This is a genomic window from Nocardia sp. NPDC056611 (genome assembly GCF_042792755.1).
Taxonomy (GTDB): domain Bacteria; phylum Actinomycetota; class Actinomycetes; order Mycobacteriales; family Mycobacteriaceae; genus Nocardia.
In genome coordinates this window covers 244,897-258,415 of sequence record NZ_JBHTVV010000007.1, presented here as the reverse complement: position 1 = coordinate 258,415, position 13,519 = coordinate 244,897, and the positions used below count along the sequence as shown (strand labels likewise).

The 13,519-nt window shown below is 70.1% G+C and carries 16 protein-coding genes; 10 read left to right on the top strand and 6 right to left on the bottom strand.

The window, feature by feature from the left end; translation table 11 throughout:
• Positions 1 to 2: 2 nt before the first annotated feature.
• The gene (locus ACFRAQ_RS31615; protein WP_379106141.1) at positions 3 to 1,229 is read right to left on the bottom strand and encodes a sensor histidine kinase; all 1,227 of its coding nucleotides are present in this window, start codon (positions 1,227 to 1,229) and stop codon (positions 3 to 5) included.
• 148 nt (positions 1,230 to 1,377) lie between these two features.
• Between ACFRAQ_RS31615 and ACFRAQ_RS31610 the strand changes: the two genes are divergently transcribed.
• A complete protein-coding gene (locus tag ACFRAQ_RS31610; protein WP_379106139.1) occupies positions 1,378 to 2,274 on the top strand; it encodes an ABC transporter ATP-binding protein in 897 nt (298 codons plus the stop codon).
• Entirely contained in the window at positions 2,271 to 3,158 is an 888-nt protein-coding gene (locus ACFRAQ_RS31605; RefSeq protein WP_379106137.1) for an ABC transporter permease, read from the top strand. Before ACFRAQ_RS31610 ends, ACFRAQ_RS31605 begins: the two co-directional genes overlap by 4 nt.
• Before the next feature lie 63 nt (positions 3,159 to 3,221).
• On the opposite strand, the gene ACFRAQ_RS31600 is transcribed toward ACFRAQ_RS31605, so the two are convergent.
• Entirely contained in the window at positions 3,222 to 3,827 is a 606-nt protein-coding gene (locus ACFRAQ_RS31600) for a TetR/AcrR family transcriptional regulator (RefSeq protein WP_379106135.1), read from the bottom strand.
• Positions 3,828 to 3,932: 105 nt separating this feature from the next.
• On the opposite strand from ACFRAQ_RS31600, the gene ACFRAQ_RS31595 reads away from it, so the two are divergent.
• The 5 genes from ACFRAQ_RS31595 (at position 3,933) to ACFRAQ_RS31575 (ending at position 7,028) form a co-directional block, all read left to right on the top strand.
• Positions 3,933 to 4,580: an FMN-dependent NADH-azoreductase gene (locus tag ACFRAQ_RS31595; RefSeq protein WP_379106133.1), complete on the top strand. Its 648-nt coding sequence runs from the start codon at positions 3,933 to 3,935 to the stop codon at positions 4,578 to 4,580.
• 1 nt (position 4,581) lies between these two features.
• Positions 4,582 to 4,902, top strand: a complete 321-nt coding sequence (locus tag ACFRAQ_RS31590; protein ID WP_379106131.1) for a DMT family transporter — start codon at positions 4,582 to 4,584, stop codon at positions 4,900 to 4,902.
• A gap of 30 nt (positions 4,903 to 4,932) precedes the next feature.
• Positions 4,933 to 5,373, top strand: coding sequence for an SRPBCC domain-containing protein (locus ACFRAQ_RS31585; protein ID WP_379106129.1), 441 nt, complete (start codon positions 4,933 to 4,935; stop codon positions 5,371 to 5,373).
• A 43-nt stretch (positions 5,374 to 5,416) separates the two neighbouring features.
• Positions 5,417 to 5,860, top strand: coding sequence for an OsmC family peroxiredoxin (locus tag ACFRAQ_RS31580; RefSeq protein WP_379106127.1), 444 nt, complete (start codon positions 5,417 to 5,419; stop codon positions 5,858 to 5,860).
• Between the two features lie 157 nt (positions 5,861 to 6,017).
• Positions 6,018 to 7,028 carry a glycerophosphodiester phosphodiesterase family protein gene (locus ACFRAQ_RS31575; protein ID WP_379106125.1) on the top strand — a complete coding sequence of 337 codons (1,011 nt, stop codon included), beginning with the start codon at positions 6,018 to 6,020 and terminating at the stop codon, positions 7,026 to 7,028.
• Positions 7,029 to 7,042: 14 nt separating this feature from the next.
• On the opposite strand, the gene mhuD is transcribed toward ACFRAQ_RS31575, so the two are convergent.
• The gene (gene mhuD / locus ACFRAQ_RS31570) at positions 7,043 to 7,354 is read right to left on the bottom strand and encodes a mycobilin-forming heme oxygenase MhuD (RefSeq protein ID WP_357087432.1); all 312 of its coding nucleotides are present in this window, start codon (positions 7,352 to 7,354) and stop codon (positions 7,043 to 7,045) included.
• Positions 7,355 to 7,398: 44 nt separating this feature from the next.
• On the opposite strand from mhuD, the gene ACFRAQ_RS31565 reads away from it, so the two are divergent.
• From ACFRAQ_RS31565 to ACFRAQ_RS31555, 3 genes are all read left to right on the top strand, one after another.
• Positions 7,399 to 8,142, top strand: coding sequence for an alpha/beta fold hydrolase (locus ACFRAQ_RS31565; RefSeq protein ID WP_379106121.1), 744 nt, complete (start codon positions 7,399 to 7,401; stop codon positions 8,140 to 8,142).
• Positions 8,143 to 8,219: 77 nt separating this feature from the next.
• Entirely contained in the window at positions 8,220 to 9,392 is a 1,173-nt protein-coding gene (locus tag ACFRAQ_RS31560; protein WP_379106119.1) for an acyl-CoA dehydrogenase family protein, read from the top strand.
• A 48-nt stretch (positions 9,393 to 9,440) separates the two neighbouring features.
• A complete protein-coding gene (locus ACFRAQ_RS31555; RefSeq protein WP_379106117.1) occupies positions 9,441 to 10,253 on the top strand; it encodes an enoyl-CoA hydratase/isomerase family protein in 813 nt (270 codons plus the stop codon).
• A 51-nt stretch (positions 10,254 to 10,304) separates the two neighbouring features.
• Here the strand turns inward: ACFRAQ_RS31555 and ACFRAQ_RS31550 are convergent, their stop codons facing one another.
• The 3 genes from ACFRAQ_RS31550 to cysS form a co-directional block, all read right to left on the bottom strand.
• Positions 10,305 to 10,583: a DUF4190 domain-containing protein gene (locus ACFRAQ_RS31550; RefSeq protein WP_357275752.1), complete on the bottom strand. Its 279-nt coding sequence runs from the start codon at positions 10,581 to 10,583 to the stop codon at positions 10,305 to 10,307.
• A gap of 157 nt (positions 10,584 to 10,740) precedes the next feature.
• Complete coding sequence (rlmB, locus tag ACFRAQ_RS31545; RefSeq protein ID WP_357275754.1) at positions 10,741 to 11,724, bottom strand: 23S rRNA (guanosine(2251)-2'-O)-methyltransferase RlmB; 984 nt, start codon at positions 11,722 to 11,724, stop codon at positions 10,741 to 10,743.
• Between the two features lie 373 nt (positions 11,725 to 12,097).
• Positions 12,098 to 13,498, bottom strand: a complete 1,401-nt coding sequence (cysS, locus tag ACFRAQ_RS31540; protein WP_379106114.1) for a cysteine--tRNA ligase — start codon at positions 13,496 to 13,498, stop codon at positions 12,098 to 12,100.
• Between the last annotated feature and the right edge of the window lie 21 nt (positions 13,499 to 13,519).

Sequence of the window (13,519 nt, the reverse complement as noted above, 5' to 3'; positions counted from 1 at the left end):
GGTTACGCAGCCGGTTCGGGGTGGGCCAGATGGGTGGGCAGGCGCGCCTTGACCCGGAACCCCCCGTCGGCCTTGGGTTCGGCGGAGAGCTGCCCGCCCAGCGCGTGGGCGCGTTCGGTCATGCCGGTGATGCCGTGGCCGCCGGACGGCGACTGGGGCGCGGGCTGACGCGTGGGCCGGGTGTTGTCGATGGTGAGCTGTAGCCGTTCGGCCGCATAGTGCACGGTGACAAGCACGCTCGCGCCGGGCGCGTGCCGCACCACATTGGTGAGCGACTCCTGCACGATGCGGGCGGCGGCCACGTCGACCACGGCGGGCAGCCGGCGCGGTCCACCGGTGACCATGGTGTGCACCTCGAGTCCGGCGGCACGGGCCGGTCCGGTGAGTTTCTCGAGGTCGGTGATGCCGATGGTGGGCGTGGTGGGGGCGGCGACGGTGGCGGTGCCGCCGCGGATGGACCGCAGCAGGGCGTTGACCTCGCCGAGCGCGTCCTTGCTGGCGGTCTTGATGGCGGCCAGCGCGGTGGCGGCCTGTTCGGGCTTGCGCTCGAACAACTCCAGCGCGACCGAGGACTGCACATTGATCAGCGAGAGGCTGTGCGCCAGCACGTCGTGCAGTTCGCGCGCGATGGCCAGGCGCTCCTCGGTGACCCGCTGTTCCCGCTCCGCCGATTCCAGGGCGTGCTGGGCGCGGGCGCGCTGCCGTTCGGCCTGTTCCTCGCGTGCCGCGGCTTCGGCGCGCTGCCGTCGCGCGATCAGGGCGACGCGCCGCTGCCGCAGCCCTTCGGCGGCGGCCGCCAGCAGGAAAAGCCAAGCGAGCAAACCGAATTCCTGCCAGGCGCTGGTCCGGTACCCGCACCACCCGGGGACCGGCCACACCATGAGCAGATACCCGACGGCGACGAACGGGTAGGTGTACCAACGGGATCCGCGTACGGCGGCGGTCAGGAAGGCGACGACGAGCGATACGAAGATCGGCCCGTATCCATAACCGAACAGTAGGTACGCGACGGTGACGGCCATCGTCCCGTAGAACACCCCCAGCGGGTACCGCCGGCGCAGCAGAAGCAGCGCCGGACCTACCGCGAGCAGCACGTATCCGAGCAGGTCGAGGGCGCGCGGCACGTTCTGATGATGATTGGCCAGCGGGCCCGCGCCGAGCTGTACCGCCCCCACCGCCAGAGCCGGGAGCACGTCGCGCCGACCCAGCCTTCCCCCGCGTGTGTCCATAGCTGCACCGTAGCGCCGTCGGCGGGCAGCGGCATCGTGTCGCACCGAAATACGTCCGGATACGGCCCCCGAATACGTCTCGATACGTACACCCGATCACGCGCCGGGACGGATTACTTTCCGTCCCCGGAATCGGATCGTGGAAGCCATGAACGAAGCGATCGCCGTCACCGACCGGCTGACCAAGCGCTACGGCCCCCACACCGCCGTGGACGAGGTCAGCATGAGCGTGCGCCGCGGCGAGATCTACGGGTTCCTGGGCCCCAACGGCGCGGGCAAGACCACCACGCTGCGCATGCTGGCCGGTCTCATTCGCCCGGACTCCGGCGCCGCGACCGTGCTCGGCCGCGCGCCCGGCGACCCGGATGCCTTGCGCCGCATGGGCGTTCTCATCGAGGGCCCCGGCTTCTACCCCTACCTCTCGGGCCGCGACAACCTGCGCGTCCTGGCCCGTTATCGGGGGGTCGGCGACGACGCGGTCGCCGACGCCCTGGCCCGGGTGGACCTCTCCGCCCGCGGCAAGGACAGGTTCCGCACCTACTCGCTCGGCATGAAGCAGCGCCTCGGCGTCGCGGCCGCCCTGCTCGGCCGCCCCGACCTGCTGATCCTCGACGAACCCACCAATGGCCTGGATCCCGCGGGCATGGCCGACATGCGGGAACTCATCACCGGACTCGCCGCCGACGGGCACACCGTCGTGCTGTCCAGTCACCTGCTCAGCGAAGTGCAGGAGATCTGCGATCGCGTCGGCGTCATCTCCGACGGCCGCCTGCTCACCGAATCGACGGTGCGGGACCTGCGCGGCCAGGCGTCCCTGCTCGTCCGCGCCGAGCCCCTGGAGGTGGCGTTCCAGGCCGTGCGCGCCGCGGTGGGGGAGCGATCCGCGCTGCTGACCGCCGCCGGAATCCGTGTCGACGCGGGATCCGCGCAAGCCCCCACGGTGGCGCGCGCGGTCATCGCGGCGGGCGCGGATCTGGTCGAGCTGCGCAGCGACGAAAAGTCCTTGGAAGAAGTGTTTTTCGAGATGACGGAGACAGCGAAATGACCGACTCCCGCGCACCCGGCGACCACGGCGGCGCAGTCACGGATCTGGTGGCAAGCGCCCGAGCCGAACTGCTGCGGCTGCGCAAGTGGCCCGCCTTCTGGATCGTGCTCGGCACCTGGATCCTGCTGAACCTCACCTTCGCCTATCTGTTCAACTACCTGGCCTACACGACCGGCAGCAGCACGCGCATGTCCAATGGTCTGCCCCGCGACGTGCTCCTGCAGCAGATGCTGCCCGCCGCGGTGCCGGAGGTGTTCACGCAGGGCATGGCGCTGTTCGGGGGTGCGCTCATGCTGGTGCTGGGCGCGCTGGCGACGGGCAGCGGGTACGGCTGGGGCAGCTGGAAAACCGCACTCACGCAGGGCCCTTCGCGGGTCGCCGTGATCGGCGCGGTGGTGTCGAGCCTGGCGCTGACGGTGGTCGCGCTGGTGCTGGTCGCCTTCGCGGTCGACACCGGCGTGGCGGCGCTCATCGCGAGCACCCAGGGGCAGTCCCTGGCGCTGCCGTCCCTGGGCCGGATGCTGCTCGGAATCGGTTCGGGCGCGGCGATTCTGGGCATGTGGACGCTGGCGGGCGCACTGATCGGGACCGCGGCCCGAGGTCCCGCGCTGGCGGTCGGTCTCGGCCTGGTGTGGGTGCTGGTGGTGGAGAATCTGCTGCGCGGCGTGGGCGCGATCTTCTCGCCGATCGAGGGGGTCACCGATCACCTGCCGGGTACGGCCGCCGGTTCACTCGCGGGCGCGATGCGCACGGTGAGCGGCCCGGCCACGCCGGGGGTGCTGAGCATCCTCTCGCGCGGCGAGTCCCTGATCGTGCTGGCCGTCTACGTGCTGCTGTTCGCGGGTGGCACGATCTGGCTGGTGCGCCGCAGCGACATGGTGTGAGGCACAAGCGAATACCGTGTGCCGCGACCGTCCACCCGACCCGTGGACGGTCGCGGCGCCGTGTCACGGCCGGGGTGAGTCCAGCACGCCGTGCGCGAGCCTCGCGAGTCCGGCGGCGATCTGCCCGGTGCCGAGGCCGCGGTCGCGCTGCTGCCGGTACACCTCGGCGGCGAGCGGGGCGAGGAGGGCGTCCACCAGTGCATCCGGTTCGGCCACACCGGCTTCGGTGAGCAGTGTCCGTACGTGTAGCGCCCAGAATCGGTAGGCGCCGGTGCGGAAGCGCGCGCCCCCGGTCTCCGCGCCGAGCACCAAATGGGCGTGGGTGTCGAGCAATTCGAGCATCGCGGCGTAGAACGCGGTGAGCCGTTCTGCGGGCGGCGCGCCCGGCCCGAGCGGCGGTTCCCCGCGCAACAGCTGTTCCTGCAGCGCCTTCTCGTGTTCGTCGAGCAGGGCCACCGCGATCGAGCCCACGTCCGGGTAGCGCCGGTACAGCGTCCCGCGGCCGACCCCGGCGGCCTTGGCGATGTCGTCCATGGTGACCGTGCGCGGGTCGCGGTCGGCGAACAGTCGCGCGGCGGCGGCCAGCACCTTGGCCCGGTTGCGAGCCGCGTCGGCGCGTTCGACGGGCGCGGCCTGGTCGTCGATGAGCGGTAGGCCGGGGGTGTTCATGCAGCTCACTGTAGCCGCCGGGAAATAAGTGGACAACGTGTCCGGTTCAGGTCTACCGTCGGAGAAGTAACCGGACAGCATGTCCACTTGATGGGAGACCCGCTCATGACCACCCTGCTGCACCTCGACGCCAGCGCCCGCCGCAACTCCGTCAGCCGCCTGCTCGGCGCGACCTTCGCCGACGCCTGGCGGGCCGAACACCCCGACGGCGCCTACGTCCACCGCGACCTGGCCGCCGACCCCATCCCGTTCATCGGCGAGGGCTGGACCGAACTGTGCGACCGTGTCCTCGCGCACGGCAGCACCGACCTGGACCGCCTGGCCGACCTGGTGGACTCACCCGCGCAGCAGCGGGCCTGGGAAATCGTCGAACCCCTGCTCGACGAGGTCCGCGCCGCCGATGTCGTGCTGATCGGCACGCCGATGTACAACTACTCGATCCCGGCGAGCCTCAAGGCCTGGCTGGACCAGATCACCTTCCCGCGAATGTCGCTGGCCCCCACCAGATTCGTCGTGGTGACCGCCCGCGGCGGCGCGTACTCCCCGGGCGCGCCCAAGGCGATCTACGACTACCAGGAGCGCTACCTGCGCGACTTCTTCGCCGGCCACTTCGCCGTCGAGGACACGGTTTTCGTCAACGCCGAACTGGTGAACGCCCGTCATGATCCGGCGCTGGCCCACCTGCGCGACAAGCACGACGCCTCCTACGCGGCCGCCCTCGACGCGGTCCGCGCGCTCGGTAAGGAGTACTGACATGAACTGGCTCGTCCTGGGTGTGGCCGGCCTGGTGGAGATCGCCTGGTCGCAGTCGATCAAACCGACCCAGAATTTCACCAAGCCGGTCCCGACCCTGTTGTGCTTCCTGCTCGCGGCGGTCGCGGTGTACCTGCTGTCCTACGCCATGCAGTCGCTGCCGGTGGGCACCGCGTACGCGATCTTCACCGGCATCGGGGCGGTCGGGGCGATCGTGCTGGGCGTGCTGGTGCAGAAGGACCCGCTCAGCGTGGGCCGGATGCTGGCGCTGTCCATGATCATCGGCGGTATCGTGCTCGCCCGGGTCACCAATCCGGGGTGAGCGCGGTTCGGGGCGGTATCGTCGCCGCCCATGAACGCTGCGCCCCCGCGGCCACCCGACCTCGCCGCACGACCGTTCTCGCTGGTCGCCGAACGCATCATGGCCGCCTCCCCGGCCGAGCTCTACCGCATGGCCACCAGACAGTTCGGGACCTGGTTCGCGGACCCGGGTTCGGTGCGCATGCGGCCCGAGGTGAACGAGCCGTTCTACTTCACGGCGGGCGGCGGCCGCCCGCACTACGGGCGTTTCCTCCGCCTGGTCCCGGACAACCTGGTGGAACTCACCTGGATCACCGACGGCACGGCGGGCGCGGAAACCGTGCTCACGGTGGAACTCTCGGCGCACGGCGCGGGCACCGCCCTGCTGCTCACCCACGCCGGGTTCCCCGACGAGCCCGCCCGGGACCGGCACCGGCAGTCCTGGCCGCGCATCCTCGAACAGTGGGACCACAGGGCCGCCGCCACCGGGTAGGTTCGAGCGGAAGTCGAGTTCCCCCATACGAAAGGACGTAACGATGCCTACACGTTCCGCGCGTACCAGCTGGTCCGGTGGTCTGCAGGACGGTTCCGGTCAGGTCGAGCTGGTCAGCTCGGGCGTCGGCAAGTACGACATCTCGTTCCCCAAGCGCGCCGCCGACGCGGCCGACGGCACCACCAGCCCCGAAGAGCTCATCGCGGCCGCGCACTCCTCCTGCTACGCCATGGCCCTGTCCGGCGAGATCGGCAAGGCGGGCGGCACCGTGCAGAGCCTCGACATCACCGCCGACGTGACCCTGGGTCCGGACCCGGCCGGCGGCTTCCGCATCTCCAAGATCAAGCTGACCCTGGTCGGCAAGGCCTCCGGCATCGACGAGGCCGGGTTCCTGGCCGCCGCCGCGGCCGCCAAGGCGGGCTGCCCGGTGTCCAAGGCGCTGACCGGTGTCGACACCATCGAGCTGGACGCCAGCTTCGAGGCGTAAGGCGTACCGCAACTCGTGAGATCCCGGCCGGCGCCGACGTCGGCCGGGATCGATCGCCAGTGAATCCCGCTCGGTGAGAACGTGTTCGAGATCGCCGTGCGAACCGCACCCGGTCGTGCTGAGGTGTAGCGCGTTGCCGCTCTACGAAAGGGATTCGGTGCACACGAGAACCTGGCTGCTGCTGACCGCTGCCGTCAGCGCCTGCGCGGCCCTGCTCCCGGCGACAGCCGGCGCCGCCCCCGCCTCGAACTTCGACTCGCAAGCCCATCGTGGTGGCCGCGGACTGGTGGTGGAGAACACGCTTCCCGCCTTCGCGCACGCCCTCGAAATCGGTGTGACCACACTCGAAATGGATATCGCGATCACCGAGGACGGTCGCGAGGTCATCACCCACGACAGCCGCGTCGACGGCGCGAAATGCGCTGACACCGCTCCGGTTTCCGCCGGTGACCCGCAATATCCGTATGTGGGCAAGCTGATCAAGGAACTCACCTTCGACCAGGTGCGCACCCTGGACTGCGGCTCCGCGGCGCAGGCCGACTTCCCCGGGCAGCGCACCGCCCCGGGCGCGAAGATGCCCACCCTGGCAGAGGTTTTCGACCTGGCCCGGCAGCGCGGGGCCGCGGGGATCTCCTTCAGCATCGAGCTCAAGACCAACCCGGCGGGCTCCGATACCCGCCCGGCCGCCGATTTCGTGAGCCGCGCCCTCGGCGAGATCGCCGGTTCCGGCTTCGCCTCCAACGTCAAGATCCAGAGTTTCGATTGGGGCGCTCTGCAACTCGTGCACCGCGCCGACCCGGCGATCCCGCTCTACGCCCTCACCGACCCGACCAAGGTGTACCCCTTCTCGCCGTGGCTCGGCGGGCTGCATCCCCTCGCCTACGGCGGCAGCCTGGTCCGCACCGCGAAATCGTTCGGCGCGGCGGCCATCTCACCCATGGAATCCCTGCCGCCGGACGGCTCCGTGCAGATTCCCCTGGTCGGCGCGAGCATGGTCCAGGAAGCCCACGCCAATGGCATGCTCGTCGTGCCGTGGACGCCGAACGACGCCGCCACCATGCGGGCTCTGATCGACAAGGGCGTCGACGGCATCATCACCGACTACCCGGACCGGCTACGCGACGTCCTCCGCGAACGCGGCATGCCGCTGCCGCCCGTGTACGCGTAGCCGGTGGCCGGTGATCAGGCGTTCTTGCCCGCCACATCCAGGACGACCTCGAACTCCAGCAGCGACGCGCCGGTCGAGACGGGCTTGCGCGCCTCGCCCGCGTGCGCCTCGCGCGCCGGGCCGTCCCGCCATGCCGCGAAGGACTCCTCCGAATCCCACTGCGTGACAACGAAGTAGCGGTTGTCGCCGGCGACCGGGCGGAGCAGCTGGAAGCCCAGGAATCCGGGCGAGTTCTCGACCGCGTGCGCGCGGTGCGCGAAACGCTTCTCCAGTTCGGGGCCGGCGCCCTCGGGGACCTCGATTGCGTTGATCTTGACGACTGCCATGCCTGCGAATGTACTCCGGCACTCCGGACGTATCGTTCGGGGCGATGTTGTATGACGAAGGCGGCACCGGGACTCCGATCCTGCTGCTGCATGGGCTGATGGGCAGTGCCCGGACCTGGCGGGCGCAGCTGCCCTGGGTGCGGGAATTCGGGCACGTGTACACGTTCGACGCGGCCGGGCACGGGCGGCCCGCGCCGCCGCGGCTCACCACCGAGGCCTTCGTGGCCGATCTCGCGGCCGCGACCGCGCACATCGACGAGCCGATGGTGGTGATCGGGCACTCCATGGGCGGCCTGCACGGCTGGATGTTCACCGCCGCCCATCCGGACCGGGTCCGGGCGCTGGTGGTCGAGGACATGGCCCCCGACTTCCAGGGCCGGACCGCGGCGGACTGGGCGGCCATGGTCGAGGCGTGGCCGGTCCCGTTCGAGACCGAGGCGGCCGTGCTGGAGTTCTTCGGGCCGGTGGCCGGACGGTACTTCCTGGACTCGTTCCGGCGCGAGCCCGACGGCTACCACCTGCACGGCGAGGTGCCGACCTTCCGGGACATCTCCGAGGAGTGGGGCACCCGCGACTTCTGGACGCAATGGAAGTCGGTGACCGTGCCCGCGCTGCTGATCGAGGGCGAGTACACCATCACGCCGCCGGGGCAGATGCGGGAGATGGCCGCGCTGCATCCGGACGCCCGGCACGTGGTCATCGCGGACGCCGGGCACCTGGTGCACGACGATCAACCGGCCCTCTACCGGGCCGAAGTCGAGGATTTCCTGCGTCGCGTCCTCGTTTGAGGGCGGGTGCCTTCAGTCGGGTGGGGTGGCCGTCGTATGCTCGGCTCGACCGCGACTCCTGACGGATGGTGACCACGATGATCGACTTCTCGATTCCCGCCGACCTCGCTGCCGAACGCGACCGCGTCCGCCAGTTCGTCATCGACAAGATCGTGCCCTTCGAACGCGACCCGCGCCTGACCGCGCACGGCCCCAACGACGAACTGCGCCAGGAAATGGTGGAGCTGGCCCGCGCCGAGAAGCTGCTCACCATCCAGGCCCCCGTCGAGCTGGGCGGGCGCGGCCTGACCCACGTCGAACAGGCCGTGCTGTACGAGGCCGCCGGCTGGTCCACCCTCGGCCCGGTCGCCATGAACTGCGCCGCCCCCGACGAGGGCAACATGTTCATGCTGTCCAAGATCGCGAATCCGGAACAGACGCAACGCTTCCTGCGGCCGGTGATCGACGGCCACCAGCGCTCGGTCTTCGCCATGACCGAGCCGGGCGGCGCGGGCTCCGACCCCAACCAGCTCGCCACCGAGGCCGTCTTCGACGGCGAGAACTTCACCATCAACGGCCGCAAATGGCTGATCACCGGCGCCGACGGCGCCAAGACCTGGATCATCATGGCGCGCCTGGCCGCCAACCCGCACCTGCCCGAGGGCCCCACCCTGTTCCTCTGCGACGGCGACACCGAGGGCATCGTCATCGAGCGGATCATGAACACCATGGACCGCAACTACGTCGGCGGCCACGCGGTGGTGAACTTCGAAAACCTGGTGCTGCCCAAGGAATCCGTGCTCGGCGAGACGGGCCAGGCGCTGCGCTACGCCCAGCTGCGGCTGGCCCCCGCCCGCCTCACCCACTGCATGCGCTGGCTCGGCGCGGCCGAACGCGCCCAGGCCATCGCGGTCGACTACGCCAAGACCCGCACCGCCTTCGGCAAGCCGATCGGCGAGCACCAGGGCGTGTCGTTCATGCTGGCGGACAACGAGATCGCGCTGCACCAGTGCCGCCTCACCATCTGGCACGCCTGCTGGCTGATGGATCAGGGCCACAAGGCCCGCCACGAGTCCTCGATCGCCAAGTCCTCCGTCTCCGAGGAACTGTTCAAGGTCACCGACCGCTGCGTCCAGGTGCTCGGCGGCATCGGCATCTCCGACGAGACCGTGGTCGAGATGATCTTCCGCGACATGCGCGCCTTCCGCCTCTACGACGGCCCCACCGAGGTGCACAAGTACGCCATCGGCCGGCAGATCCTCCGCGCCTGAACTGTAGGAACCCGCCCCGAGTCGGGCACAGGGCCTAATATGCACCGCATGAGTTCGGAATTGCTTGTGGACGTCTCCGGGGGCGTCGCGGTCCTGACGCTCAACCGGCCCGCCCAGCAGAACGCGCTGACTCCGGCCATGGCGTCGGAACTCGGTGCGTCCCTGCGCCGCTGCGACAACGATGACGCCATCGGCGCGGTCGTCATCACCGGCACCGCGCCCGCGTTCTGCGCGGGCGCGGACTTGTCGCTCAAGGTCGGCGAGGTCAACGGCCTCATCGACCCGGCGCCGTTCCGGATCCGGAAACCGGTCATCGCCGCCGTCAACGGGCACGCTGTCGGCATCGGCCTGGAGATCGCGCTGCAGTGCGACCTGCGCTACATGGCCCGCGACGCCGTGTACGCCCTCAATCAGGTCCGCCGCGGCGCGCTGGCCGACGGCTTCGCGCATTGGACCCTGCCCCGCCTGATCGGCAGCGCCCGCGCCGCCGACCTGCTGCTCACCGGCCGCACCTTCGACGGCGACGAGGCGTACGCGCTCGGCATCGCCAACTCCTGCCTGCACGCCGCCGAGGTCCTGCCCACCGCCCTCGAGGTGGCCCACGACATCGCCCACGGCTCGGCCCCGCTCCCGGTGGCGCTGTCCAAGCGCCTGCTCTGGGAGGCCCCCACCATGGACCCGGACACCGTGGGCCGCTTGGAAACCGAGCTCAACGACTACGTCGCCAAGAGCACCGACGGCGGCGAAGGCGTCGCGGCGTTGAAGGACCGCCGCCCGCCGAAGTGGACCGGCAGCGTCGCGGGGGAATGGCCCGCCTGGGACGGCATCACCGGCGGCGAGCAGCGCCCGGGCCTGGACTGACTCCGGGCGAGCCGGGTTCGGAGGTTCGGGGGCCGAGCCCCCGGGAGTCGCTCACGCGCGTCCGCTGATCACCATCATCAGGAAGATGCTGCCGAACACGACCATCATGAACGTTCCGATGATGCCGAGGACGTAGCCGACCAGGACTTGCACCCGGCCGCCGAAGCGCCCCCCGCCCTCCTCGATGTCGTTGAGTGCGCGGCGGCCGAGGGCCCACGCGATCGGTCCCAGCGCACCGCAGCAGAACACGCTGAGCGCGCCCAGTAGCAGGACGGCGGTTGCGTGCTCGTGCTCGACGGGGGACCCGAGGGGCGGCTGATCGAAGACCACCGCCAAAGTTTACGGGCGGAAGGCACCGCGCGGCAGGTGGACGCGCGGTGTTCGCTTGGGCCACTTGATTATCGAGGCCGGATGGACCGCGGCCGGTGATGGTCGAGCGACCGATTTGGAACCGGCGCCGTCGGATTCGGCACCGGCTCCACCGGCCTCAGGAGCGGCGCTGCCGCGCGACTTCGGCCAGCACGACGCCCGCTGCCACCGACGCGTTGAGCGACTCCACCGGCCCTGCCATCGGAATGCTCAGGATCGAGTCGCAGTTCTCGCGCACCAGCCGGGAGAGCCCCTTGCCCTCGGAGCCGACCACGATGACCGTCGGTGCGCTGCCGTCGAATTCGTCGAGGGTGGTGTCGCCGCCCGCGTCGAGCCCGACGATCTGATAGCCCTTGTTCGCCCAATCCTTCAGCGTGCGAGTCAGATTCGTGGCGCGCGCGACCGGAAGCCGCGCCGCCGCACCGGCACTCGTGCGCCACGCCACCGCGGTGACACTGGCGCTGCGCCGCTGCGGGATGAGCACACCCTGCCCGCCGAACGCCGCCACCGACCGGATGACCGCGCCCAGGTTGCGCGGGTCGGTGATGTTGTCCAGCGCCACGATCAGCGCGGGCTCGCCGGAGTTGTGCACCCGGTCCACCAGATCGTCGGGGTGCGCGTACTTGTACGGCGGCACCTGCAGCGCCATGCCCTGGTGCATGCCGTTGTGGCTCATCTTGTCCAGGTCGGTGCGCGGCACCTCCAGGATCGAGATCCCGATCTCGGCCGCCGTCTTCACCGCCTCGGAGAGCCGGTCGTCGTTCTCGGTGCCATTGGCGACGTACAGGGCGGTGGCGGGCACACCCGCGCGCAGGCACTCCACGACCGGGTTGCGGCCGAGCACCAGCTCGGGACCCTCGTTGTCCTTGCGGCCCGCGATGGGGCGGCTCGCATTGCGTGACCGGGTGGTGGCGGCGGTCGCCTCGGCCTTGGCCTTCGCCTTCGCGCGCTTGGCGGCGACGTGATAGACGCGGTCCTCGGCCTTGGGGGTCGCCCCCTTGCCCTCGAGCCCCCGCCGGCGCTGCCCGCCGGACCCGACGGTCTGCCCCTTCTTGCTGCCGGTCTTGCGGGTCGCCCCGCGTCGCTGGGAATTGCCTGCCATCACTTCGCCTTCCGTGTCTGATTGCCCTCCGCTTCGCTCCGGGCGGGTTCGCGGCCCCCGAGGTCTCGATTCTTCCCTTCTCCGCTCCTCCGCTTCGCTCCCCCGCTCCATCAGTCCAGAATCGAGACGGGCCGCGAACTGTCCGCGGGGCGAACGTGGTGAGCGGTCTCGGTTGGGCCGTAGGGGAGACCTGCTGGTGGTCGGCTTGGCATGATCTTGCGCTGCCGAGGCAGTAACCCCGGCTATGCCGCGCAGGGGACGTAAGAATTGTGCCCTACGCTGGGCCGCCACCCCGAATTCGGTGCGCTCCGCCACACCGCGCGAGCTGTCCGGCGCGGTGCGGCGGCGAGTCCGGTTCCGCCGGGGCGGACCGCTACTTCTTCCCCTTGGCCAAGGCCCACTCCGCGCCCTGCGGCGTGTCGGTGACCTCGACGCCCGCGGTCTGCAGCCGGTCGCGGACCGCGTCGGCGGTGGCCCAATCCTTGTCGGCGCGCGCCTGCTGCCGCCGGTCCAGTTCCGCGCCGATCAGCACGTCCAGCGCGGCGATGGCGTTCGAGTTGTCGGCGGGCGCGGCCCAGTGCGCGTCCAGCGGATCCACGCCGAGAATGCCCAGCATGGCCCGGACCTGACCGGCGAGCATGCGCGCGCCCGAGAGGTCACCGGCATCGAGCGCCTTGTTGCCCTCGCTCACCACGCCGTGAATCGCGGCCAGCGCCTGCGGAACGCCGAGATCGTCGTCGAGTGCCTCGGCGAAGGCCGGGGTCCAGGCGCCGACCGGCACGTCGCCGGTGCGCTCGGCGACCCGCAGCACGAACGCCTCCAGGCGCTGGTATCCGGCGGCGGCCTCGGTCAGCGCCTGATCGGAGTATTCGATCATCGACCGGTAGCCCACGCTGCCGAGGTAGTAGCGCAATTCGACCGCGCGCACCCCGACCCGTTCCAGCACATTCGGAATGGACAGCACATTGCCCAGCGACTTGGACATCTTCTCGCCGCCCATGGTCACCCAGCCGTTGTGCAGCCAGTAGCGCGCGAATCCGTCCCCGGCCGCGCGCGACTGCGCGATCTCGTTCTCGTGGTGCGGGAAAACCAGATCCATTCCACCGCAATGAATATCGAATTCCGCACCGAGATAGAACTCGGCCATGGCGGAGCATTCCAAATGCCAGCCCGGCCGGCCGGGTCCCCACGGCGACGGCCAATTCGGTTCACCGGGTTTCGCGGCCTTCCACAGCGTGAAATCGCGCGGATCCTTCTTACCGGTGCCCGCGCTCTCACCCTGATGCACGTCATCGAGCTTGTGCCCGGACAACTTTCCGTAATCGGGGAAGCTCAGCACATCGAAATAGACATTGCCCTCGGAGGCATAGGCGTGGCCGCGCTCGATGAGCCGTTCCATCATCCCGACCATCTGGGTGATGTGCCCGGTGGCGCGCGGCTCCGCGGACGGCGGCAGCACGCCGAGCGTCTCGTAGGCGCGGTCGAAGGCGCGCTCGTGCGTGGCCGCCCACTCCCACCAGGGGCGTCCGTGCTCGGCGGCCTTGGTCAGGATCTTGTCGTCGATATCGGTGACATTGCGGATGAAGGCGACGTCGAAACCGTTGGCGGCCAGCCACCGTCGCAGCACGTCGAAGGCGACGCCGCTGCGCACGTGCCCGATGTGGGGTTCCCCCTGAACGGTCGCGCCGCACAGGTACACCGAGGCTTTGCCGGGGACCAGCGGCGTGAAATCACGCAGGGTCCGCGTCTCGGTGTCGAAAAGGCGCAGAGTCACGACAGAGCATCCTAGCTGTTG

What these genes read in the sequence shown, in the direction of transcription:
- ACFRAQ_RS31615 (WP_379106141.1), bottom strand. Translation starts at nt 1,229, where the DNA reads ATGGACACACGCGGGGGAAGGCTGGGTCGGCGCGACGTGCTCCCGGCT.
- ACFRAQ_RS31610 (WP_379106139.1), top strand. Translation starts at nt 1,378, where the DNA reads ATGAACGAAGCGATCGCCGTCACCGACCGGCTGACCAAGCGCTACGGC.
- ACFRAQ_RS31605 (WP_379106137.1), top strand. Translation starts at nt 2,271, where the DNA reads ATGACCGACTCCCGCGCACCCGGCGACCACGGCGGCGCAGTCACGGAT.
- ACFRAQ_RS31600 (WP_379106135.1), bottom strand. Translation starts at nt 3,827, where the DNA reads ATGAACACCCCCGGCCTACCGCTCATCGACGACCAGGCCGCGCCCGTC.
- ACFRAQ_RS31595 (WP_379106133.1), top strand. Translation starts at nt 3,933, where the DNA reads ATGACCACCCTGCTGCACCTCGACGCCAGCGCCCGCCGCAACTCCGTC.
- ACFRAQ_RS31590 (WP_379106131.1), top strand. Translation starts at nt 4,582, where the DNA reads ATGAACTGGCTCGTCCTGGGTGTGGCCGGCCTGGTGGAGATCGCCTGG.
- ACFRAQ_RS31585 (WP_379106129.1), top strand. Translation starts at nt 4,933, where the DNA reads ATGAACGCTGCGCCCCCGCGGCCACCCGACCTCGCCGCACGACCGTTC.
- ACFRAQ_RS31580 (WP_379106127.1), top strand. Translation starts at nt 5,417, where the DNA reads ATGCCTACACGTTCCGCGCGTACCAGCTGGTCCGGTGGTCTGCAGGAC.
- mhuD (WP_357087432.1), bottom strand. Translation starts at nt 7,354, where the DNA reads ATGGCAGTCGTCAAGATCAACGCAATCGAGGTCCCCGAGGGCGCCGGC.
- ACFRAQ_RS31565 (WP_379106121.1), top strand. Translation starts at nt 7,399, where the DNA reads ATGTTGTATGACGAAGGCGGCACCGGGACTCCGATCCTGCTGCTGCAT.
- ACFRAQ_RS31560 (WP_379106119.1), top strand. Translation starts at nt 8,220, where the DNA reads ATGATCGACTTCTCGATTCCCGCCGACCTCGCTGCCGAACGCGACCGC.
- ACFRAQ_RS31555 (WP_379106117.1), top strand. Translation starts at nt 9,441, where the DNA reads ATGAGTTCGGAATTGCTTGTGGACGTCTCCGGGGGCGTCGCGGTCCTG.
- rlmB (WP_357275754.1), bottom strand. Translation starts at nt 11,724, where the DNA reads ATGGCAGGCAATTCCCAGCGACGCGGGGCGACCCGCAAGACCGGCAGC.